The sequence below is a fragment of the Plantibacter sp. Mn2098 genome, from assembly GCF_049319745.1.
Lineage (GTDB): Bacteria > Actinomycetota > Actinomycetes > Actinomycetales > Microbacteriaceae > Plantibacter.
Genome location: NZ_JBMOUH010000013.1, coordinates 59,255 through 80,125, shown reverse-complemented (window position 1 = coordinate 80,125; position 20,871 = coordinate 59,255). Strand labels below are relative to the sequence as shown.

Here is a 20,871-nt window from a genome sequence, read left to right as displayed (position 1 = left end):
GCGTGGGTTCCCTGGAGCTGCAGGCGTTGTCATGGATCGGCTAGGGCGTTGTCTCATGCGCAGCTCGACGCGGCAGCGTGGTGTCGGCGCCGGAGCGAACGCCATGAAGTGTCTCGCCACTCGAGCCTCTTTCAACCCATGCGATGCGAAACATCTGTCCACGTGTGCCCGCTCAGCGTTGTGCGCGTTCGGACGTGAGTCTGTTTGGCTCTCATGTCGGACCCGCTGGGCACTGCGTGTCAGCGTTGGCGGAGGTGTTCGCGCAGGCCTGGGATCGCGAAGTCCAATCGTCCTCGTCCTGCTGGTTCGATGAGGCCGGCGTCGATGAGTCGAGCGCGGTAGTTGCCGATGGTGTTCTTTGCGTTCCCGAGTCGATGGCCGATGTCTGCGGTCGTTGATGGGTCGTCGTCTTGAGCCATCGCTTGCAGGAAGTCGAGGTCTTTCGGCGACGCGGTCGCGAGCGCTGCTTCTATCACGACTCGGGTGTTGCGGCGATGGGCGGCGGATATGGCAAGATCTACGTCCTTCGCTGTGAGAGGAGCATTCGTGGATTCTGCGAGCTGCCAGAGGTGGTACCCGACGAGCTGGATGAGGAATGGGTAGCCGCCGGTTGATTCCGCGGCGGTCCGGAACAGCGCAGGGTCCACTGGCACCGGTAGGGCAGCGAAGGTCTCCCGGTAGGAGCTCTCCACCTCATCGACGGCGGCGGAGTGTAAATCGATGCGATCGGCTCGGCGGAGGAACGTCGCCACTCCTTCGTTCAAGAGGTCGGAGACAGCCGCCGGAAGCCCTGCGAAGACCAGTGCGATCGGCAGGCCCTCGCGAATGAAGTGCTGCACAGAGGCAGCCAGTTGAGCGAGTTCATCGCGGTCGGCGCCATGGATCTCATCCAGGGTGATCGCTAGCCCGGTCTCTTGAGCATCCAACCGCTGCAACAGCTGCTCGCCAATCTGTCGCCAGCCGGCCTGTTCGGCGGGGGGCAGCGAGGTCGTAACCGAGAACCCGGCCGCTCCAATGCCAGTGATCCTCCGGCCGGCAGGCCCGTCTCCTAGTTCCTCGTTTGCGGTTCGCATGGATTCACCGATCCGCCCGAGGAACCCACGCGTGGCCGTCTCCGAGATCACCACCCAGCCTTCGGCGCGGGCGGCGTCCTCCGCCTCTCCGAGCATGACGGTCTTGCCGATCCCTCGAGCACCGGTGAAGATGGTCAACAGTCCTGGTGCTCCTGACCGGATACGCAGCCCATACGCGAACTCGTCCAGCACGCCGGCTCGGCCGATCAGCTGAGGAGGCTCCGCCCCTGCCGTCGGTCGAAAGGGATTCTTGCCGAGCATCTCGCCACCTCCAGTGAACTCCTGTGTACTGAGTGTACTTCGGTGTACCCGAACTGCGGTTGAGGACGAGCGGATGCGGTCGTTGACGGTGGGATTCTCGTCCGATCATTCAGAGGCTGGCGTGTGGGATGCGGTGGAATCACCTGACGTGTAGAGCGGCGGGACACGAGTCGCTCTCGTCGGTGGGGGAGCGGTGTGTGTGAGCGGCGTATTCGCCTGTCAACGAGTTGATTTGGTGCTGTGGACGTCGGGGCAATCTGCGAGGCAGCATCCGCAGATGGGGTGTTCGGGTGTGCCCATGTCGGCTTCGTTCGTGCATGAGCAGTCTGGGCATGCGCATGTGACTCCGCGTACAGGGTGCCCGAGCCGCGCGCGGTCGTCGTCCGAGAGGTCAGCGCTGAAGAGGACGCACTGTAGCGTTCCATTGAGTTCGATGTAGAGGTCTTCGGTGTCAGGCATGGCAGAGCAGGATATCGCTTGGCTGGCCTGGAGGGCTATGGCCGTGGGCGTTTGGCGATGTAGTCGATGAATGGATGCCGGCGTCGCGGAGCAGATTCATCAGCGTGTTCTGGTGAATGTGCCGGCCGGATTGCTCCCGGGAGAAGCTATTGATGTCTTATTCGCATCCAAAGGGGAATGCGCCACCTTTGACTTGACATAATATATATTATCGGTGTTTTTTGTGTCTAGTGATGTTCACCTCAAAGTGACACTTGTCGGCACCATTGGCGTGAACGAAGGCACCCGGATTTCATCCCAGAACAGTCTTGTGAGGTCCCGCTTGCGGAGTTGCTGTCGACGGTGGGTGTCGTGTGAGCTTGAAATGGGTTCGACGGCGGAGAATGCTGCGTCCGAGACAACGAGTGCCATCCGACTCCGACGAGTTGAGCAGTTTGAACGAGCCCGCCGGCCCAGACGATCCAGCTCGACCCGGCGCTCACCGTCCCGTCGCTAAGGTTCTAACCAACGACACCGCCACTCACGGCGATCAAGGCTTCATACACCCGACCCGCGGCGATGGTCCGGCGTGAAGTAGCGGTCACAATGGGCTCACTTCAGCTGCCGGTAGGCCTCATCCACCACAGCAAATAGCGCATCGACGTCGTGTGCGTGTCGTCCGAGGAATAGTCCATCAACTACATTGCCGAGTCTAGTAAGCATCCCAGGACCCGCGGCACCGCCGTAGATTACGCGACTTCCATGCCGTGACGGATCCGAATACAGACTTGAGCGCAAAGAATCGATGACGGCAATGATGTGTGGATCCGGAGCGGCGAGAGTGGAGCCGATTGCCCATACCGGTTCATACGCGACGATGACTGGTCCGGTAGGGGTGCCTGACAGACTGGCCACCAGTTGATCGACAGACGTGCGAGCTGCCTGGTTGGCAGGTACCCGCTCACTCTCACCCACGCAGATGACAGGTGTGAGACCAGCGCGGAGCGCAGCTGCGGCTTTCAGCGCGGTCGACGTGTCGTCCTCGAAGAAGACCTTCCGTCTCTCTGCGTGTCCAACGGCCGCGACTGAGGCACCAATCTCTGCGAGCTCGCAGGCTGTCACCTCACCCGTTATGGGGCCCCGATTGAATTCGCTGATGTTCTGGGCACCGACTTGCACTGGGGTGCCTGAGAACTCCTCAATAGCAGGGAGAATTTGGAGATAGGTAGGCAATACGAAAAGATACAACTCGTTTGTGAGTATTGCCGGGTGAACAACAGCTTGCTCGGCCACTTGAGCAAACCATCTTTTGGCTTGCCCGTGGGTGAAGTAGGCCTTAAGGCTCACTCCGATTGTCAATGGCGTTTGGCGCACAATTGCCGGTTCTCGTATTGTTCGATAGCTGCAATCTTCTGAGCCGAAGGCGATGTGCTGTCGAACCGATATGTGAGCCATTCTCGCGCCAGACGACGCGCTAGTTCGATGCCAACGACACGCTGGCCCAGAGCTAGTACCTGGGCGTTGTTTGAGAGGACGCTTCGCTCAATGGAGAATGAATCGTGGGCCGTGACGGCACGCACCCCAGCAATCTTGTTGGCTGCAAGTGCCATGCCCAGCCCCGTACCGCAGATCAGGAGAGCGCGATCTGCGAGACCGGAAGCAATCTGTTCAGCCGCGTTGAAGGCAACGTACGGATACGGCTCACCAGCAGGGTTGTCTACTTCTCTCACCTCTAAAACGTTCGGCGCGGACTCGAGATCCTGTTTGAGGACACTCTTGTAAAAGGCGCCGGCGTCATCGCTGCCGATTAGAATTCGCAAAAGTGATGGTTGGCTTCGCGGCATGGACTACTCCTTCAGATGTTCTGGGTTCCTCAGCGTGATGCTTCACAAACCTGCGGTCGACGCGCAACAAGCCCGTCGAGACGGAATGAGATTGCGGAGATATCGATTGACGTCGTTAGATTGCGTTCCTCATTCGTATGCCTTCGCCGGTCCTGTGGTCTCTGCGCTTTGCGAGTCCGTCGTGCAGATGGCTAGCGCACTGACGTAGGTGAGGTTGAATTCCAGCGCGAGGTTTTTGTCAGTATCGGTGTCCCCGATGTACAGCACGTTTCGGTCCTTGACGAAGCGGTCAAGGCAAATCTGTATAAGTTCAGCTTTCGAAGTAGACGTCTCGGTAGTTCTGCCGAGCACTAGCGAGAACTTGTCGGCGATTCCCGCCTCGATGAGCATCGCCCGTGTCCAGTGTTCTTCGCTATGGCTTACCGCGCATACTGGCACGCGAAACGATTCAATGTACTGGACGACCTCATGTCTGATCCCCACGGGGGCGGTAACCTCGGCGAGTTTGCGTTTGCGTTCCGCGATCTTGATGGCGATTGACGATGGAAGCTCGAGTTGGCGTGCGGTTGTGAAACTGTCATTGCCAGCCGCAAATGACTGATGCACCACCGCAAGGTGCTGGGTGTGTTCGAAGCCATAGTGGGCGAGTGCCGCACGCCAAGCTTCGAGGTGCAATTCGTCTGTGCGCAGGAGCGTCCCTCCTACGTCCGTGATGACCAGCGAAGGTGATCTTGTAGACATTGCCCCTCCCCACGGTTTCAAGGAGAGTACCATCGGTGGTCGTAGCATGACCAGTCGTCCCGGACACCTTAGTCGAGGCGTTCCTCGCCTCGGGAATGAGCCGGTATCTAACAGCACCGGGCGCCCGTCCCGACGCGTACAAAACGTTCTGGAGAGCTGCAGGTGCTCGCTGTATTGGGTCTCGAAATCAGCACCGCCTCGCGTGCGAATCTCGCGCTTCGCTGATACCGCTGGCCGGGCTCGTTGGGGTTCCGGACGTTCAGGTACCGTGCCTCTAAGCTACAGGCAGCGAATCTTGCCGGTCTTGAGGAGCGGCGTCTCCGCGCCCAAGCGCTGGTGTAGCTCTAATGCCGCTGCGTCATTCGACAGCGGTACCGGAACAGGTGCGGGACTGCCGCGCAGTCATGATCGATACCTTCCGCCGTCGGATCATTGGCGGATCGATCAGAGATCGGATCACCGTCGAGGTCCCTTTGATGCGCTGGACATGGCGCATTGGTGACGCTGATCCCAACCGGCCCCGTCGCGCTCACAGTCACCGGAGCAAAATTCGCTAATCGACGCGTTTTGGCCGCGGCCATGGTCACGCTAGGCTGCTCTGGTCAGCGGGCCGCGTCGCCTCCTGTATCGACAACGCGCTCATAGCGCCCGCTTGACTGTGCAGCGCGAAGTCGAGGACTGCATCCCTGGAATCAAGGATTGCCGCTCGCGTAGCTTACGTTCGAGAAGAGTTAGGGCTTGCGGAATCGTCGCTGGCACGCCAGCTGCTCGAACCTCGTAGACATGCCAAACTCCTCTGGTGATTCAGGCATGGTTCCGTATACCTTGAATTCTATGGATGACGCGATTCTAGTTTTTGCTGGCGGTCGTGGAACGCGCCTGTTTGGGGCACAGGGGGGCTGCAAAGCGGCAACAAGAATCGCCGATGAAGCACTCCTGATCGACTACGCGCTGCTGGAAACTGGCCCGCTGGCGGCGGGTGTCACTGTACTTCTAAGTTCCGAAGGGTGTGAGGAGTTGCAGGGGCATTTTGACCGGCTACTCCCTAGTGTCGACGTAGTTCGCGCACCTGCTGGAGGGACGGCACAGGCTGTGGTTGACCTCCTGACTCTCGCTGGCGGGCAAATCTCTGTCGTCCTGCCCGGTGACGTTGTCGGGGACAGAGGTGCCTTGACAGAGTTCATTCGGCGGGCCGACCTCATCGTCCGAGGGGCGGAAGAGCCATTGTGCGTGATCGCTAGCACGGACGTCGCGCCCGACGAGAGCGATCCTGGTTTCGTGGTTAGCGATTTCGATGGCGTTGTTTCCGAGCTTGGTAAAGCAGCGATGCCGACCTCGAGCGCGTGGGTCGGCGTTCGACTTATGAACCGAGCGTTCGCGCACCAATATGTTGAATCGTGGGATGGCAATCGCGATGATGAGCAGCACATGTCGACCCTTGCGCAGCGAATCCCAGGCTCGGTCCGAAGTTTGCGCTGCGGTAGCCTGTTCGACGTAGACGACGCTCAATCCCTAGCGAGAGCGCGCGACCTCGCGGCAACCTGGCGTGCAAGTGCTTAAGACCTGGCCAGAGTTGGGTACACGACATGTCATGCCCCTAGCATCGTGAATCCGCCATCCGTCGCCAGGAGGCCACCGGTCAGATGTGCGGCCTCATCCGTAGCAAGCCAAAGGCAAGAGCCAGCCAATTGCTCTGCAGAGGGGATCGCGCCCATCGGGGTGCGAGAAAGTATGGATTCTCGCTTCCCACGCGCCCAATCTGGTCTGTTCACGAGTTGCGCGGTTTCGATTGATCCCGGCGCGAAGGTGTTGACCCTCACGACTGGAGCCAAAGCCAACGCGTAGGATTTTGTGATGCCAAGTATCGCGTATTTCGATGCGACGTAGTGTGGTGCGCGCGGCGATCCGTTGACGATCACAGTCGACCCGACGTTCACTATCGCTCCTCGGCCTTGTGCAACCATCCTCTTACCGAACTCATGCGTCATCATCAACGTGCCCTTGGCGTTGACGTCGAAGACGGTGTTCAAGTCAGCTTCTGTGAGCTCCGTCCATCCTTGTTGGTTGGAGGCCGCGCTCCCCGCGTTGTTGATGAGGACATCCAGCTCTCCGAAAGTTGAGAAAACGCCCTCAGCCATCCTGTCCACGTCATCCCAACGCGAGATGTCTGCCTGCACGATAGCTCCTTCACCGCCTACAAGACGGATCCGTTCGAGTGTTCTTTCTGCACCCTTTTGCGACTGGTTGAAATGCACTACGACGCGAGCCCCTTCTCTCGCGGCGCGCACTGCGACCTCGGCACCCAACCCAGTGGAGGCTCCGGTCACAAGTATCACTTTGCCAGCGAAGCGAGGGTAGACGTTCGTTGTGCTATCCGTCATTACGCTGCTCTCGTCGAAACTGAGGTAAGGCCATCCGATGAGGTCAAGTAGGAGCTAACTCTGACCGGCAGGCGACGTGCGCCCTTCACGAGACTATATAAACTTGCGGGGCTCTTCATCGGCCACCGGCATATCTGGTTTCTCCCTGCGGTCCTAGGATTCAACCTGGCCGAATGCTTGAGACGTCAGCTTTCGCGCGCACCCTTGCATGAGGTGAGGAGTCCGCAACCGACTCTGTGTCGAGTCCGGCAACGCGCTCCAGGTTCCGTCGGCCCGAAAGTCGGAGAGCTGAACACTCATGCGCCGCGGACTTCTGACCCTCGATGCTCCACAGAGTTCTGACTCAGGGCGCTACCGCGTGGTCGTCGACGGGCAGGCACGTCCTGCCACATTTGGGAGTACTCGCTGTCTAGGCGGCGTTGAAACCGCAGAACCTCGTTGGGCTCGGCGAAGACTGCCCCACGAAGTATGTACTGAGCCTCCTCGAGTCCAGGCAGGCCCAGCCAATCAAAGCTGGAGGGGCGCGCGACGACATGACGTGCGCCCCTCGGCGCTGCTAGGTAGTACTCGGATCGGCCCCAACGATCGTGCACCGCGTCTTCAACCCTTGACTCCACGAGGGCCAGCCCCAACGACTCGATTGTTCGCATTGCATACTCCGCTTCGCGTAACGCCTGCTCGATGTGTCCGACGCCCGATGCGGTTTTCCGATAGTGCTGATGATCGTTTCGAACCTCGTTCACCTTGCCCCGTTGCAGCGCCTGAGCGACGCTCTTGAGCCCAGAAATGATTCTCATACGACTTCCTTCTGTCAGGCAGAGGAACGGGACCGTCGAAGTGAATGGGAATTTCTTGAGACGGCTTCCGCGCGCGTAAGCGGGGAAATTGTCGATCGGGCGAGCCAACGATTCCGATTCACTGGACAAAGCAGTGAGTCGCGCAGATAGAAACTCGAAGCCCCGAGCCATCGTATACACATCGAGTTTGCCGCTTAGAAAGTCGTAGGTCTTTAAAGAGTCGCCGCCGAACTTCACTGACTCCTGGACGAGTTCAAAACCGCGCGCATTATCTGAGTCAAAGCCGTACTGATAAGCGTGTGGATCGGTAACGTGATCGTGCAGCAGTGCCCATGCGGAGAACGCCAAAGATTCCTGCAGGAAGCGCTCGAGCTCACGGAAGTATTTACTCGCTACACCCAGGAATTCTTCTGTATCTCGAGCGCCGGGAGCACTCGACGCACGAGTCAGACCCAGCAGCTTCTCGTGCAGCCTCCAGTACTCAGCGCGAGGATCCTGCTCACTATGTAGTGGGAAGCCCAGCTTCCAGAGGATGCGATTCGCGATGCTCGCATCGCTCGCCTCTAGACCATGCCCAATTCTCAGATTCTTGGCGAGTCGCCCGAGCGCTGCTCTGCCGATGAGACCTAGACGCGTCACGCAGTCGACTGGTTCGGCGGTGCGGAAGAACGTATCGAGCTGTTCTTCGAGCGAGTCAGCCACGATTCCTCGTAGCATCCATTCAAGGTCGGCTCGGTCTCCGGCGTCGGAAAGATCGTATATGTGCGTCAGCTCGTCGCGGAGACGGAGAGCTGCGAACCCGGGGTGATCCGAGACGAAACGTACTCCGAGTCTGCCGAGTTCTGGCGAGAGACCGAATGCTCCTGAACGGCGTTCCTTATTGAGGACAGGCCGCCGAACTTCACCCGCCGGCACCCTGATTGCAGATTCGAACACTAGCGAGTCGAGCGCACCCTGCAGCACCGGCTCATCGACGAGCAGGGCGATCTGTAGGAGTTGCGCTCGGTCAAGGTTTCCCACGGCAGAGTCCGCGTCCGCGATTTCAAGAAATGGGCTGACAAGTCGCCGGAGGGCTCCACCAGTGGAGTTGAATAGGTACGCGATGAGTTTTCGAAGCTCTCCTAAGCTGAGTCCGTCCCCGAGTAGGGTCGCCGATACTCCCACCGTGGTATCCGAGAACATTATCCTGTCCACGTCGCGCACGTCGTCAGCAGCGCCGAACCAGTCGACCTCCTTGCTGTCGCCGTTCGAGAGTGCATCCTCGAATTTTTCGCGATGGCTATTGACCATGGCTGCGCTGCTGGTGGTGAGATGAACGCGATGCGCTATGTCGCACATCGTATCGGAGCAATGGAAAGCCTCGACTCGTCGGCCTGAGGACAACTGTCGAGTCGCTTGAGACTCGAGTAAGCCGTAGGGACCAGTGACGTAACGGCCATACTGTTGGACTCCGGATGGCGTGCCGTCTAGGAAGCGCTGAGTTTCCTCGTACGTCAGTACGGGCTGACCCTCTTCGAACATCGATGCGTACACGTCGTAGGACTCACGGCCGAAGGCGAAGGGAAAGCGGATCTTTTTAGCGAGGATCTGTGCAGAGATCGCCTTCGCGATGCCGTTCAGGTCAGTTGCTTCGATGTCGACAAGGAGCTTCTCCCTGCCGATAGCCAGTGCGCAGAGCAGCCGAGCCTCCTTGGCTGGAATCTTGTCCGCCTTCGCAGTTGCCACTTTCGTTAGCACTGCATCACCGTACTCGGTCAGCTTGATGGCGTTCGACAGGCCATCGGGAATCGAGTAGTCGTTCGCGATGATCGAGTCGCCCAGGAGCCGGACCAAGTCGACAAAGCTCGCGTACTTTTCGCGAAGCGCATTACTTCCGAGTGTTGCTGCTAGCTCAGGTGGTAGTTGAGATGGCACGAGAATCCCCTCGATCTGTAGCACTATTGTGTCAGTCGAGTTACGAAATGCGCATGAGTAGGACGCTCAGGCTGTTTGAGATGTCACAGTATTGAGGTCTTGCTGGTGAAGTCGCTCTGGTGTCGGCAAAGCGTTGCCTGGCTCCAGCTGACGAGTGCAGCGGCTTCCATGGTCGGACGGTCGCGACGATTTCGAGCTTCTCAGCGATCATGTTGGGGTTCACTCGCGGACGCCTGAAGCGGGTGCCAGCGTCGCGCGCTGCCGCGATGCCGGCGTTCACGCGTTCGACGATGAGCTCACGCTCGTACTCGGCCAGGGTCGCGAACATGTGGAGCATCAGCCTACCCGTCGACGTCTCAGGGCCGATACCGGCTGAGAGCGATCGCACGTGGATTCCGCGGCCGCGCAGGAGCTCGACGGCGTTGAGGACGTCGATGAGGGATCGGCCCAGCCGATCGATGTGCCACACGATTACGGTGTCGCCTGCCTCGGCGTACTCGAGGACCTTCGTCATGCCGGGGGCTGTCTCACTACCCGAGGTCACGTCCGCGAACACGTCGCTTCTGCACGCCCGCGTCGAGGAGCGCGTCGAGTTGCAGCTGCGCGTCCTGGTCGGCGGTGCTGATTCTGGTGTACCCGATCTGCCTCATCGCATCAGCATGTCTCAGAAACCTATGAATGCATATATGAGACATGCTGATCAGTGAGATGGGTTTTCGAGACATCGTCTCGTGCACAAGATTTGCGGGATTCCGCTCTCGCGGTCGCCAGGACTGTCGGCGGGTCGCTTGTCTCGTAAACCTGTACATTTCCGAGACGCTGGAAAGTGGGCGTGGAGCGCATTGGGGGCAGTTAAGAGAGAGCAAAGCGACGCGGGGCACGATCAGGCAGACGCTGTAGGTCAGCGCGCGAGCATCCGCCGCCCCCTCACCTGGGTATCAAACCGGAAGTAGACCGAGAAACGCCGGTGAAGCGACTTCTCTTGGCATGCTGCGACGAACCGAATCAGAATACGAGTTGAGCGGAAACTTGATTGAGCGTGTGCGAGGGGGTTCCCTGTCTTCGTGCCTGTGCGAACGAGATCGTAAACCCGGGCGACTCTTGGGCGGCGCAGATTTACACTCGAGTTCATGTCCGAGCTGCCAGTCGTGCGTTTCTTTCCGGACTGGGGCAACCCATGGTCGCTCTGGGGTGGAGGCCCAACGAACCCCAGTGAACTGGCCCTGTCCGCGGAACTCCAAGAAGCTCTCGCAGTCTGGACGAAGGTCTGGACGGTGGAACTTGACCCGGTGATCGAGGTGCATTGGCCGGATGTCGCCGTCGGTCATGCCTGGGTAGCTGAGGGAAGTCGTCTCGAGAGCCGGCTGCGAGCAGAGTTGGCAGGCCGGAGAACGGTCGAGCCGTCATATCAGACGTATGGACCCGACGCGGAGGAGTAGAGGTTGCGGGACTGACGCGACACGAACTCAGCGGCCGCGCCGGACCTGACACGCGCACTGAATGGACAGCCCGACAGACGTGTTCGCTTTCGAAAGACGAATCGACCGCGCACGACACGCCGCCCTCGCTCATCTTAACTGGGCACTTAAGGCCACATCATGGAGCTATGTCAGGCGTAAATGCAGGTATTCGACGCAACCGTCTCCCCGCAGGAGTGACTGGTTGGACCCCACGTCTCGTATTCTCTCCCGAGACGAAGATCGCTCTGAAGGCGGCCGCCGAGCAGTCCGGTAACTTGTCGCCGGCCCTCTACCTGGAGGTCCTTCTGAAGCAGCTAAAGGACGCCCAGGGACATCTTCCTGTCGTGGAGCCCACGCTTGACGGAAGTCAGGAGGGCGATTCCGCAGCGGCTTAAACGAATGAGCCCGGTGCTTTCGCACCGGGCCATGAAGTTTCGTAGCTCAGAACCCTTGTCTCGCCAAAGCCACGGTTCGAGCTAAACCCCGAGAAAAATCCGGTCTAGCCCGGAGGCTTTTCCGCACCCATTTTCGGAGGTGATGCAGCCATAGTAGCCCACAAAGGCACGAGTGTGCCTGATTTCGTGATTGATGTTGCTCCCAGCCTGTCCTCCTTTGTGGGGACTGCGTGGGATCTCACCCGTCGGATAAGTCCGCGTGTTGAGGTTCGGGTGATGCAGCGTGACGTGTACGGGCGCCTGGATGAGAACCAGTACCCATGGTTCTATCGGGTGGGTCCGATGGCGCCGTCGACGCCGTGGTGCGTGCGTTTGGCTGATGAGCAGGGACTGTTTCGGCTGTTGTGTTTCGACTTCGATGGCAAGGATGCTCACGGGGTCAACGATGAGCTGATGGAGCAGGCAGCCGACGAGTGCGACGCCCTCTCCCGGATCCTGGACGAATTGGCGATCGCGCACGTGATCTGCCAGTCCTCTGGCACTGGTGGCCGCCACATCTGGCTCGCCGTCCAGGGTGGCGCTGCGGCGTCAACCGTCGCCGGCGTCTCGCACGCCGCTCGCGCAAACTACCGCACCCTGGACCACGGGATGCTCCTAAACGCCCGTCAGGGCGCTGCGCGGCCGCCGTTGTCCCCGCACCGCGACGGCAGCACGTCAACCATCCTTCGCGGGGATCTCACCGTCCTGGTTGAGCCGTCGACGACGCCCGCGCAGTTGCAGGAGCTCGCCGGCGTCCTGGACGCGCGAAAGCCGGCGCTGCGATCCACTGACTCCTCCCCCTCCGGCCCAATTAACGACGCTCATCAGACGCACCGGCCGCTGAGCGCGAAGGGTGCCGCACACATGGCGACGATCGGTGGCGGCGCGAATCCGTCCTGGACGGGGTTCATGTGTCTACTTGCGGCCGCTCACGCTGGCTGGAGCGCCCAGGATGTCGAGCATGCTGCGCGTACGGCGCCGGGGATGGAGCACTACCGAAGCAGGAACGCCGGCCCGGGGAGGCGGCGCCCGCGTTCGGCCGAAGAGGCGGCGAGGCGCCTGGAGTCGCAGTGGGCAAAGGCGCAGCAGTTCGCGGTCGTCCAACGCGCTCTCCCGGCCCGCAAGGACCCCAGAGACCTCTCGGAGCTGACCCGCATTGTGGAGGACGCAGATGCCCTCCTGATGCGTTTCAAAGCTTCTCCCGGCCGGTGGGCGCGCACGGAGGCTGCGATGTCGCAACGCACTGTCCTGTCCGCCCTAGCCTTCCTCACCCTGCAGACAGGCAAGCGCACGGTGGCGGCGTCCATCCGCGAGCTCGCCTTACTAGGCGGCATCGGCCGCACTACCGTCGCTGACGCTCTGCAGGTACTCGCCGAGTCTGGCTGGGTGCAATGTACCTCGGTCGCGAAAGGTGGGAACGCTGCGGAATGGTGCCTCTCCCCCAGTCGAATGGCTCCCGAGGGAGGGTTTTCCACAGTGTCCGGATCTGTCCGGTCACAACCATCTTTTAACGCCGCCCCCCCTTCCGAGATTTTTGCGAAGCGAACATCTCTAGTGCGGCAACTCGAGGATGAACTCACAGACGGACGTCATGACGTGTTTACCCGCGCCGGACTTGGACACGTCGCTGGAAAGGTCTATGGGGCACTGCGCAATATCGGACAGGTGAGTCGCGAGGATGTCGCGAGGATGATGGGTGTCTCGCTCCGACACGCAACTACGATCCTCAGTCGTTTGCGTACTCACAGGCTGCTGGTGAGGGCCGGAACAGGCTGGCGCCGGTCAAAGAACGACCTTCGTCGTCAGGCCGCGGTGGTGTTGGGTGTTGACGGGTATTTAGAGGGGCGTGCGGAGCGGTATCGGATCGAGCGAGAGGTATGGACGTGGTGGCAGGCCGAGATGGACACAATGCATAGTGCGCCACATAGCCGTCCACGGCGCTCGCACGTAACAAGCCGCACCCTTACGTTCGTCGAACACTCCCCCGCTGAGCGCGCCTGGCCGCGCTATCCACGAGCAGGCGACGGTCGAGGCGATCACCGAGAAGCCCGGTACTGGGCCGAGAACGGGATGCTATCCCCCGACAGCCTCTGGTGGTCAAGTGTCGCTTGACTTGACCGTATCGTCCTTGAATGCGCACAGGTAAAACAATACTTGTTTGTATTGTCCAACGATTCGTCTGCTCGAGTTTGGCTTTGTGCGTGGGCCGATTCACGATTGCAATGCGCTTGATCGCGCGAGGTCGCGGAGCAACGAGGGTGATATTCGGTCTTGGGCCCCGCCCGGGTGCGACGTGTCGAAGCGCGAGAGTCCCCCGACGCTGGCTCCGGTCATAGCGGGCAAGCGTTGTCACCGATGCGAATCTGGTGACACCCGTGAACCACAACGCGGGGCTACTAAAGCAATACTTGTTTGTATTGGTTTAATTAGTGACTAGCACGCGGTGTATGCACTGCCCCGCGGGGCGTTGTCGAATACTTAAACAATACTTACATCCGTTGCATGTATTGCAATACTTGTAAGTATTTATAGCCATCCAAGTATTGTCATACACAGCGTGTCGCCGCGGCACCGTCGGCTCTTATGGGATCCTAGATCCCAAGACTTTCAATACAACCAAGTATTGTTTTTATTTACTGGAGGGCTCATGGTGGTCAAGATCGCGATCGCGAATAACAAAGGTGGTGTGGGGAAGTCCCAATTCACGGTCCAGTTAGCCGCCGCTCTGGCGCGGAAACAGTACCGCGTGCTCGTTGTGGACATGGATCCTCAAGCGAACAGTTCGAGGCGACTCGGTGTGGCCTGGAACGCAGATGAGCCCACCCCGACGATGTCCGAAGTGATTAAGGCTGATCAGGAGGGCGTCGGCGAGTCTGTTGTTGTTGCTTGTGGCTGGGTTGACGCCGCGGGGGAGTCGACGGCAGAGGCGTCGCTCATCGACGTGCTGCCTGCCCGTTTTGACTTGATCAATAGGGAAACTGAGGCCGGCGTGGTTGGCGCGGTACGGCGTCTCAAGAAGGCGTTGATCGGCTGGACCGATGACTACGACGTTGTTCTCATTGATACCCGTCCCGATTTGGGTCACCTCGTCCAAATGTCGATGGCGGCAGCAGATAGCATCATCATCCCAACCGACCCGAACTATGACTCTGTTGAGGCGGCCGTGCGCGTCGTGGACTTCGTCGAGAAGCACGGTGTGGACCTCGGGAACCCTAGCCTTAGTATCAGTGGCGTCGTAGTGACACGCCGAAAGAACACCATCGAACATGACTACCAGCTCACGGGCCTTAAGGAACAGTTCGGCGACCTCCTTTGGAATCTCAGCGGAACTGTCAAGTTCACAGATGGGAGCGAGCTCTTCAACCCGCCCTATCTCCCGGAATGGTCGAGGTTCGCCGAGGCCGATTCGGCCGGCGCTTCCCTGAGTACGTGGGACGACCGAAGTTCTCGCAAAACCGTGGCGCTGTATGACTCTGTTGCAGCACAGTTCACGAAGAGAATCATCAAGGCGAAGGAAGTGGCAGCGTGAGCGCACCTGCACGTCAGCGACCCACCGGACGCAGTCCTATCAAGCTCGTTGCGGACGTTGAGCAAGTTCGCACACCCGCAGCCTCTCCGGCCGGAACAGCGTCCCTTGAAACCCCTCCAACGCCCGTAGAACAGATCTCGCCTGAAATCACTGCTTCCGCCAGCCCAGTCCCGGTAGTCACGCAGCCCGCCTCCCGGGCCATAGAAGGTGCTCGGAAGCCAGTAACGGTCACGCTGAGCGTCGACACAAAGCGTCGCGCAGAAACTGCCGTGATGCGCACTGCCGGACGAGCAAACGGCTATGCAAGCTTCTCCTCGCTCGTTGAAGGTGCCATTGAGCGCGAACTCGCCCGCCTCGCCGAGGAACACAACGGCGGAGAGCCGTTCCAGCCAAACGAAGGCGCATTCCGTCAGGGCAGACCGCTGGGTAGCTAGACCACACGAGCTTCGGAGACGAGTGCATCGACATCGTCAAATCGCAATCAGTGCCGATGATCGCAATCCACTGCCTTAGCGATGGGGGAGCGGAACTTGTTCGACGGCGTCACATGCGATCTGACCACACCTCGCACGGGCGTCTGTACTCAGTCGCGAAGGATCCTTCGGCCCTTGTACGCAGATAACGACGGAACGGACGTGCGGCTGGGGCGGAGAATCAGGAACGTATCGGTGACCTCGATGTGCAGGCCCTCGTAAACCACTTGAAGCTCCTTCAGGTTCTGAATGAACCTATCTTTGAACGCACGCGGCCGAGCGTATTGGCTGCCGAACTGCGCATTCAGGTCAGCCCATTTGATCCGAGTCGGACTCGTCAGGTAGTACATCCGATACGTCAGCCACAGGTACTGATCCAGCTTCAACGGAGACTTTCCCAACATCTTCATGATGTCCGAATCCACTGGGATCGGCGCGTCAACGATCGACTGAAAGAACTGAGGGCTCAACGTCACCGTCGACGTCCACAAACCAGGGTTCTCCGGCTCATCACGGTCCGGAAACCACAGTTGCGTCCGCGAAGCGATCTGCCAATATTCCGTGACCTCCCCATGGCCTGTCTCGCCCATAGCCAGGCCCTCAACCGAAAGCTGAGCACCAAAAAGTCGTCGCATATGCTCCGTCATCAACGCGGCATTCTTCCCCCCGCGAGTAAGTCCCAACTTGCGCATGAACGCGGACATAGACGCGCCGAGCTCGAGCTCGGGCGAGTTCGTGCGAACCGCCTCAGTAGCCATCCACGTCAGCGCATGTCTCGGAAAAATCCCGTACGGATAAGCTTCACGGCGCGTCTTCGTTTCGGGATCATTCAACAACGCTGGGCGAACCATCAGGGTGACGTTGCCGTTCCGACGCTCCCAATATGGAACGTCCCTAGGCTCGCGATAGGGCAAAGAGACTTGCGCCCAAACGCGAGCAGAGTACGCGATCTCGGAACTATCGAACTCGGGATCGAGTTCTTTCGCGGTCAGATGATTCAGCAGCCTGACCTGGGACTTAGAGATTCGCAGACTGGACGAAGAAGCTCTCGACGCGCCCGCGGCAGCAGGTACTGGGTTGGCCATAGGAGCTTCGCTCTCGTGTCGAGGTCAGATGTAGGTGCCTAAAGCGTGCAGCGCAATAACCGTGAAAACGTCGGAACGGGCGGCGTGTCGAGAATCGCCACCGCAGTACACACCGCGATTCGTGTACTCCGGTGGCAAGGTGAGTAACTCCGGTGGCGCTTACGGTGTACTACAGTGGCGCCGACGTGTACTGCAGTGGCGCATATCCATCTCCCCGGTGGCCGCGATCCCAACAAAGAGTAAGGATCACAGCCCTGTGGATAACTTGCCCCTATAGCTCTTCCTGTAGACATTCCCTATAAACGAAACAACTACCAAGACGACCACAGAAGTAGATCGGCACCAATCAACGCGACCTCAGCCTCCGGTAAACCCTAAACACGCCTCTGAGCGCAACGACATGTGGTCAGGTGCTCCAATGAGCTTCCCCAGGCGTGTACTGCGGTGGCGCAATTAAACTGCAACGGTCGACGCTCGCGGTGCGCCACCGCAGTACACGCCATCAATCGTTACTACCCTCACGCTTAGATCACAGCGCCACCGCAGTACACAAGTCGCGTTCTACGCAGCGCCACCGCAGTACACGAACCACTCAACGTCATTAATCTATGACGCAGCGCCACCGCAGTACACAGCGCCCCAGTGCCACAGGAGTACACGCGGATCCGCCAATCTACTGTGTAGCCTGACCGTCGCACCGCCACCGCAGTACACCTTGTCACGAGAACGCCACCGCAGTACACCTACACACGATCTCTCTCGCTCCGCGCACCGCCACCGCAGTACACCCCTCTGCACATCTTGTCAGGCGCCCAAAACTGCGACCCTCGCCACCGCAGTACACACCGCGCTCAGCTATAGACGTACTTCAACTCGAGGCGCTCAATCAGTGTCTTGACACCGTTCAATGCGCCGCTGCAGAGACGCAAGTTTCAGCCAAATTCGCGCCGCGTGTTTCGCGCTCGCGTTGGATGTGGACAAGACTCGGGTAAGGGAGAGACATCGGAGATTAGGCAGGGGATCTGGAAGACGTCTAAACCGAGGTACTCCGAGCCGTCGAGGGACTGTCAAGCACCTGTCAGTGAAACCAGTACGCAGACGTGTTTCAGTTGATGTCGGTTCACCGTCGACCGCATGCCTTGCATCTTGAGCTCGGACTGGGACTTCCCGCTGAGCTCGATCACCCGCTCCTGTCAACCGTGCCAATCAGCAGTGGGCCGGCCGCGGCGATCCACGCCGGCCGTGATCCGCGCAGGGGACAGGCGGATCCAAATCGCCGGTAGGAGGGAGAGAGCGTCGACCGTGCTAAGGGGCTGTTGACCTCACGAGTACCATCCGAGTACTCGAGGTGAGCCCCTTCATTGCCTGCAGTTCGACGAAGAGGAGGCTCATCTTGTTGACTCACCCGTTGTGTGCCTGCAGTGCCTGCTCGCGCTTGTGCTGGGTGACGTCTCGCCAGAGGTGATCATTACTGCGTTGGTTACCGAATTGCGGCGATTCGAAGCGGAAACCGGAATTCCGGCCCGTAAGGGCTCGTCTAGCCTCGCTGAGCTTGTATCGCTGCTCGCGGGGCTCGACGACATGGATCAACCGGCAGGCGCAGCAAGCCGGCGACGGCATGGTCTGAGTCCGAAGGATCCCGACCATCCGGAGGCACCTGTACCGTCCAGGAGGTCGCCGATGCCGGCCTTGATAGCCAGATCGAGTGCGTAAAGGAAGACCTGGGCGACGCGGATGCTACGGGCGGCGAACCAGGCTGCTATGCGGCGGAGGCCGCCGATCGCGGTGACGCCTTTCTCGTCGTCAGGGATCTCGGCAAGACGACGCGGGGGTGGTCATCGATGACCGTGTGCAAGGCTTGCGATGCGCGTTCTGGGGCTTGCCCGGCGTTCTCGCACGGTGCCGCTCGCCCTGCTGACGGTCGACAAACTACTAACCACGTTCAGGAAAATGTTCCGGGGTTCTTTCGTATCAACGAGGATCCCCGACCCGGGATACTCGTGTTCGTATCGACGCGCGACTTCACTCACTCTGACATCAAAATGGTGCAGCAGGTTGGGTCGGCACCGACCAGGACCGTGTGAACAGTCGAAGCGGGCAAAACGAGCTGACGTCACGCCGCGCCGCACCCGCTCGATTCCCTGTCGATATGCATTCCAGAATGCATTTTTGGTTAGGATGATTGAGGGGGTTCGTCGTTTGATCGGGCTCGGGGTGAGGAGCTACGCGTGGAAGAGAAAAAGGGTCTGCTGGTCATCGTCGCAATCGTGCTCGTGCCGCTGCTCTCGATTGGTGCGCTGCTCATGATTCCGCTGCTGCTCGCTCAGCCCGCGGCAGCGTCATGTTTGCCCGGTGCTGGGGTCACGGTGGACGTGTCGCAACTGCCAGCCGTTGACGGCTACACGCCGGAGCAGGTCGGCAATGCGGCCGCGATCATGAACGCCGCCGCCTCGCTCGGTATGAGCGCGCAGGCGCAGACGGTGGGCGTGATGACGGCCCTCGGTGAATCTGGGTTGAGTGTGCTCGCCTACGGCGACGAGGCCGGCCCCGATTCACGTGGCCTGTTCCAACAGCGCGACTCCTGGGGGAGCCTCGCGCAGCGCATGGACCCCACGGCTAGCTCGATCCTGTTCTTCGCCCGCCTGCAGACCGTCGCGGGGTGGGAGAAGATGACCCCCTCAGCGGCCGCGCACGCCGTCCAGGTCAACGCGGACCCGGACCACTACACACGGTATTTCGAACCGGCTACGACCATCGTCGCAGCGCTCAGCGGTGGAGCCGCACCCGGCGGCGGCTGCAGTGTCAGTGCGGACGCCGTGACTCTCGCGCAGCAGATCATGACGGCGCACGCGGAAGGCCGGTTCAAGACCTTGGTGGGGCCGAATCAGCCCGACCATCTGCCGGAGATCCAGGCCATTGCCAACGGTCAGAGCGTCCCTGATTGCGGCATCGATGTGGGCATCTTGCAGGCCATGGTGGTGGCTCTGAACAACTTCTCCGCGGTTGGCGTTTCCGACATCAACCGCAAGTGCACCGGGCAGTCGCTCGGGGCTGGACCGAACTCGTCGCACAACCTCGATGGAGGAGGTCACGCGGTGGACTTCTACGCGCTCAACGGTGCTTCGATCACCGGAGCTGATGCGGACTCCATCAAGTTGATTGGCCTGCTCGACGCGCTCATGCCCAAGGGCTCGCGCATCGGTCAGGCGGACTGCCGCGCCGCCGCCGGTACGACCGTCACCCCGGCGAACTTCTCGCAGATCAATGACAGCTGCAACCACCTCCACGTAGACAACGCGTTCGCGAAGTAGTTGCAGCTGCCTGTGCGACTAGGCGTCGGTTGAGCTGTCGGCCGTAGCGTCCTTGCGTGCAGCGCGTGGACGGCCACCCGCGCGACGCTGCGGCACATCGATGCCGAGCTTACGGACGGTTTTCTCGTCCCACCCCGCGCGCTCTGCAACCTGGTACGCCTTGGCGTGTTCGCGCTCCGCATCAACCACCGCAGCGCGCGCATCAGCGACCCGCTGCGCTGACGACGCGAGGTCAGTAATGCTCTTCACTTTCGCATCGCGCGCCTGATCGAGTTCGGCCGCTGCGGCCCGGGCAATCTGTTCGATATCCATTCTGCAATGCTATCCGGATTGGGTCTGTTTCGGAGCCCTCGCGGCACACAAAGTGACTTGCTGGGGCAATGCGAAACGCCTCGCGCTGGGCACCCCTTCGGCCTGACCCAGTCGCCGAATCAGCAGAGATCCACGCACGTTCCGAACCGCATCGAGGACGAGGGACGCGGGTCAACCGTGCTGGAACGTTCCGAGGCCGTGGAACGCCACCACGCACGGCAGACCGCCACTGTCCTAAGCCGCCTTGCAAGGTGGCAAAACCAAAACCGGACCCAAAACACTAGAGTGCGTATCTTGCAGAGCAAGTTATTCACTTACGTGCCGTAAGTGCTTGAAATCCTCGACTTCTTGTCGCAGATTTGGGAGACTAGTCGTGTGTCTCCGAGGGGTTCGGAGTCGCTGCGCTGGCTGAACGGAAGGGCGGTGAAGCTGTGTCGGATGGTTCGCAGGTTGAGCGGTTGGGCAAGCGTCGCCGTGACAACGTGGCCGGTGGCCGCAAGCACTCGCACCGGGTGATGGTGACCCCGGAAGAGGAAGGCATGTTGCAGGCCCGGGCGCAGGCGTTGCACGTCACAGTTCCGAGACTGTTGATTGAAGCGGCGTTGTCGCCAGCGGGGGAGACGCCGGCCGATCGCCGCAACCTCGCGGCCGAGCTGCTGGGCGTTCGGGCACTGCTTCGCGCGGTATCGAACAACGTGAACCAGATCGCTAAGCACGCGAACACGACAGGGGATCTGCCCGCGAACACGACGGCGACCGTGCGCGCTGTCGATGACCTTTCAGCACGCATCGATGAGATCGTTCGGCGGGTGTGACGC

13 protein-coding genes and 1 pseudogene are annotated in these 20,871 nt (G+C 60.2%); 4 read left to right on the top strand and 10 right to left on the bottom strand.

Going from position 1 to position 20,871, the window contains the following annotated elements:
* Positions 1-239: 239 nt before the first annotated feature.
* The 8 genes and pseudogenes from ACL9RL_RS18485 to ACL9RL_RS18450 form a co-directional block, all read right to left on the bottom strand.
* Positions 240-1,334: an AAA family ATPase gene (locus tag ACL9RL_RS18485; RefSeq protein WP_422781757.1), complete on the bottom strand. Its 1,095-nt coding sequence runs from the start codon at positions 1,332-1,334 to the stop codon at positions 240-242.
* Between the two features lie 1,050 nt (positions 1,335-2,384).
* On the bottom strand, positions 2,385-3,119 hold the full coding sequence (locus ACL9RL_RS18480; RefSeq protein WP_422781756.1) for a triose-phosphate isomerase: 735 nt from the start codon (positions 3,117-3,119) through the stop codon (positions 2,385-2,387).
* An 8-nt stretch (positions 3,120-3,127) separates the two neighbouring features.
* Positions 3,128-3,616 (bottom strand): RpiB/LacA/LacB family sugar-phosphate isomerase, encoded by a 489-nt coding sequence (locus ACL9RL_RS18475; protein WP_422781755.1) that lies wholly within the window; start codon positions 3,614-3,616, stop codon positions 3,128-3,130.
* Between the two features lie 129 nt (positions 3,617-3,745).
* Positions 3,746-4,357 (bottom strand): HAD family hydrolase, encoded by a 612-nt coding sequence (locus ACL9RL_RS18470; RefSeq protein ID WP_422781754.1) that lies wholly within the window; start codon positions 4,355-4,357, stop codon positions 3,746-3,748.
* 1,038 nt (positions 4,358-5,395) lie between these two features.
* Complete coding sequence (locus tag ACL9RL_RS18465) at positions 5,396-5,785, bottom strand: hypothetical protein (RefSeq protein WP_422781753.1); 390 nt, start codon at positions 5,783-5,785, stop codon at positions 5,396-5,398.
* A gap of 161 nt (positions 5,786-5,946) precedes the next feature.
* The gene (locus ACL9RL_RS18460; protein ID WP_422781752.1) at positions 5,947-6,738 is read right to left on the bottom strand and encodes an SDR family NAD(P)-dependent oxidoreductase; all 792 of its coding nucleotides are present in this window, start codon (positions 6,736-6,738) and stop codon (positions 5,947-5,949) included.
* 296 nt (positions 6,739-7,034) lie between these two features.
* Positions 7,035-9,449, bottom strand: coding sequence for a hypothetical protein (locus ACL9RL_RS18455; RefSeq protein WP_422781751.1), 2,415 nt, complete (start codon positions 9,447-9,449; stop codon positions 7,035-7,037).
* Positions 9,450-9,532: 83 nt separating this feature from the next.
* A pseudogene (locus ACL9RL_RS18450) lies at positions 9,533-10,099 on the bottom strand (recombinase family protein).
* A gap of 1,379 nt (positions 10,100-11,478) precedes the next feature.
* On the opposite strand from ACL9RL_RS18450, the gene ACL9RL_RS18445 reads away from it, so the two are divergent.
* Positions 11,479-13,455 (top strand): hypothetical protein, encoded by a 1,977-nt coding sequence (locus ACL9RL_RS18445; protein ID WP_422781750.1) that lies wholly within the window; start codon positions 11,479-11,481, stop codon positions 13,453-13,455.
* A gap of 535 nt (positions 13,456-13,990) precedes the next feature.
* Positions 13,991-14,872, top strand: coding sequence for a ParA family protein (locus ACL9RL_RS18440; protein ID WP_422781749.1), 882 nt, complete (start codon positions 13,991-13,993; stop codon positions 14,870-14,872).
* A gap of 583 nt (positions 14,873-15,455) precedes the next feature.
* Here the strand turns inward: ACL9RL_RS18440 and ACL9RL_RS18435 are convergent.
* Positions 15,456-16,430 carry a replication protein RepA gene (locus ACL9RL_RS18435; RefSeq protein WP_422781748.1) on the bottom strand — a complete coding sequence of 325 codons (975 nt, stop codon included), beginning with the start codon at positions 16,428-16,430 and terminating at the stop codon, positions 15,456-15,458.
* A 2,267-nt stretch (positions 16,431-18,697) separates the two neighbouring features.
* Between ACL9RL_RS18435 and ACL9RL_RS18430 the strand changes: the two genes are divergently transcribed.
* Entirely contained in the window at positions 18,698-19,741 is a 1,044-nt protein-coding gene (locus tag ACL9RL_RS18430; RefSeq protein WP_422781747.1) for a hypothetical protein, read from the top strand.
* A gap of 18 nt (positions 19,742-19,759) precedes the next feature.
* Here the strand turns inward: ACL9RL_RS18430 and ACL9RL_RS18425 are convergent, their stop codons facing one another.
* Positions 19,760-20,053 (bottom strand): hypothetical protein, encoded by a 294-nt coding sequence (locus ACL9RL_RS18425; RefSeq protein WP_422781746.1) that lies wholly within the window; start codon positions 20,051-20,053, stop codon positions 19,760-19,762.
* A 458-nt stretch (positions 20,054-20,511) separates the two neighbouring features.
* Between ACL9RL_RS18425 and mobC the strand changes: the two genes are divergently transcribed.
* On the top strand, positions 20,512-20,868 hold the full coding sequence (gene mobC, locus ACL9RL_RS18420) for a plasmid mobilization relaxosome protein MobC (protein WP_422781745.1): 357 nt from the start codon (positions 20,512-20,514) through the stop codon (positions 20,866-20,868).
* The last annotated feature ends 3 nt before the right edge of the window (positions 20,869-20,871 follow it).

Bases quoted from the DNA above. Each gene is read 5' to 3' on its own strand.
- ACL9RL_RS18425 (WP_422781746.1), bottom strand. From the start codon at position 20,053: ATGGATATCGAACAGATTGCCCGGGCCGCAGCGGCCGAACTCGATCAG.
- ACL9RL_RS18485 (WP_422781757.1), bottom strand. From the start codon at position 1,334: ATGCTCGGCAAGAATCCCTTTCGACCGACGGCAGGGGCGGAGCCTCCT.
- ACL9RL_RS18470 (WP_422781754.1), bottom strand. From the start codon at position 4,357: ATGTCTACAAGATCACCTTCGCTGGTCATCACGGACGTAGGAGGGACG.
- ACL9RL_RS18440 (WP_422781749.1), top strand. From the start codon at position 13,991: ATGGTGGTCAAGATCGCGATCGCGAATAACAAAGGTGGTGTGGGGAAG.
- ACL9RL_RS18475 (WP_422781755.1), bottom strand. From the start codon at position 3,616: ATGCCGCGAAGCCAACCATCACTTTTGCGAATTCTAATCGGCAGCGAT.
- ACL9RL_RS18435 (WP_422781748.1), bottom strand. From the start codon at position 16,430: ATGGCCAACCCAGTACCTGCTGCCGCGGGCGCGTCGAGAGCTTCTTCG.
- ACL9RL_RS18460 (WP_422781752.1), bottom strand. From the start codon at position 6,738: ATGACGGATAGCACAACGAACGTCTACCCTCGCTTCGCTGGCAAAGTG.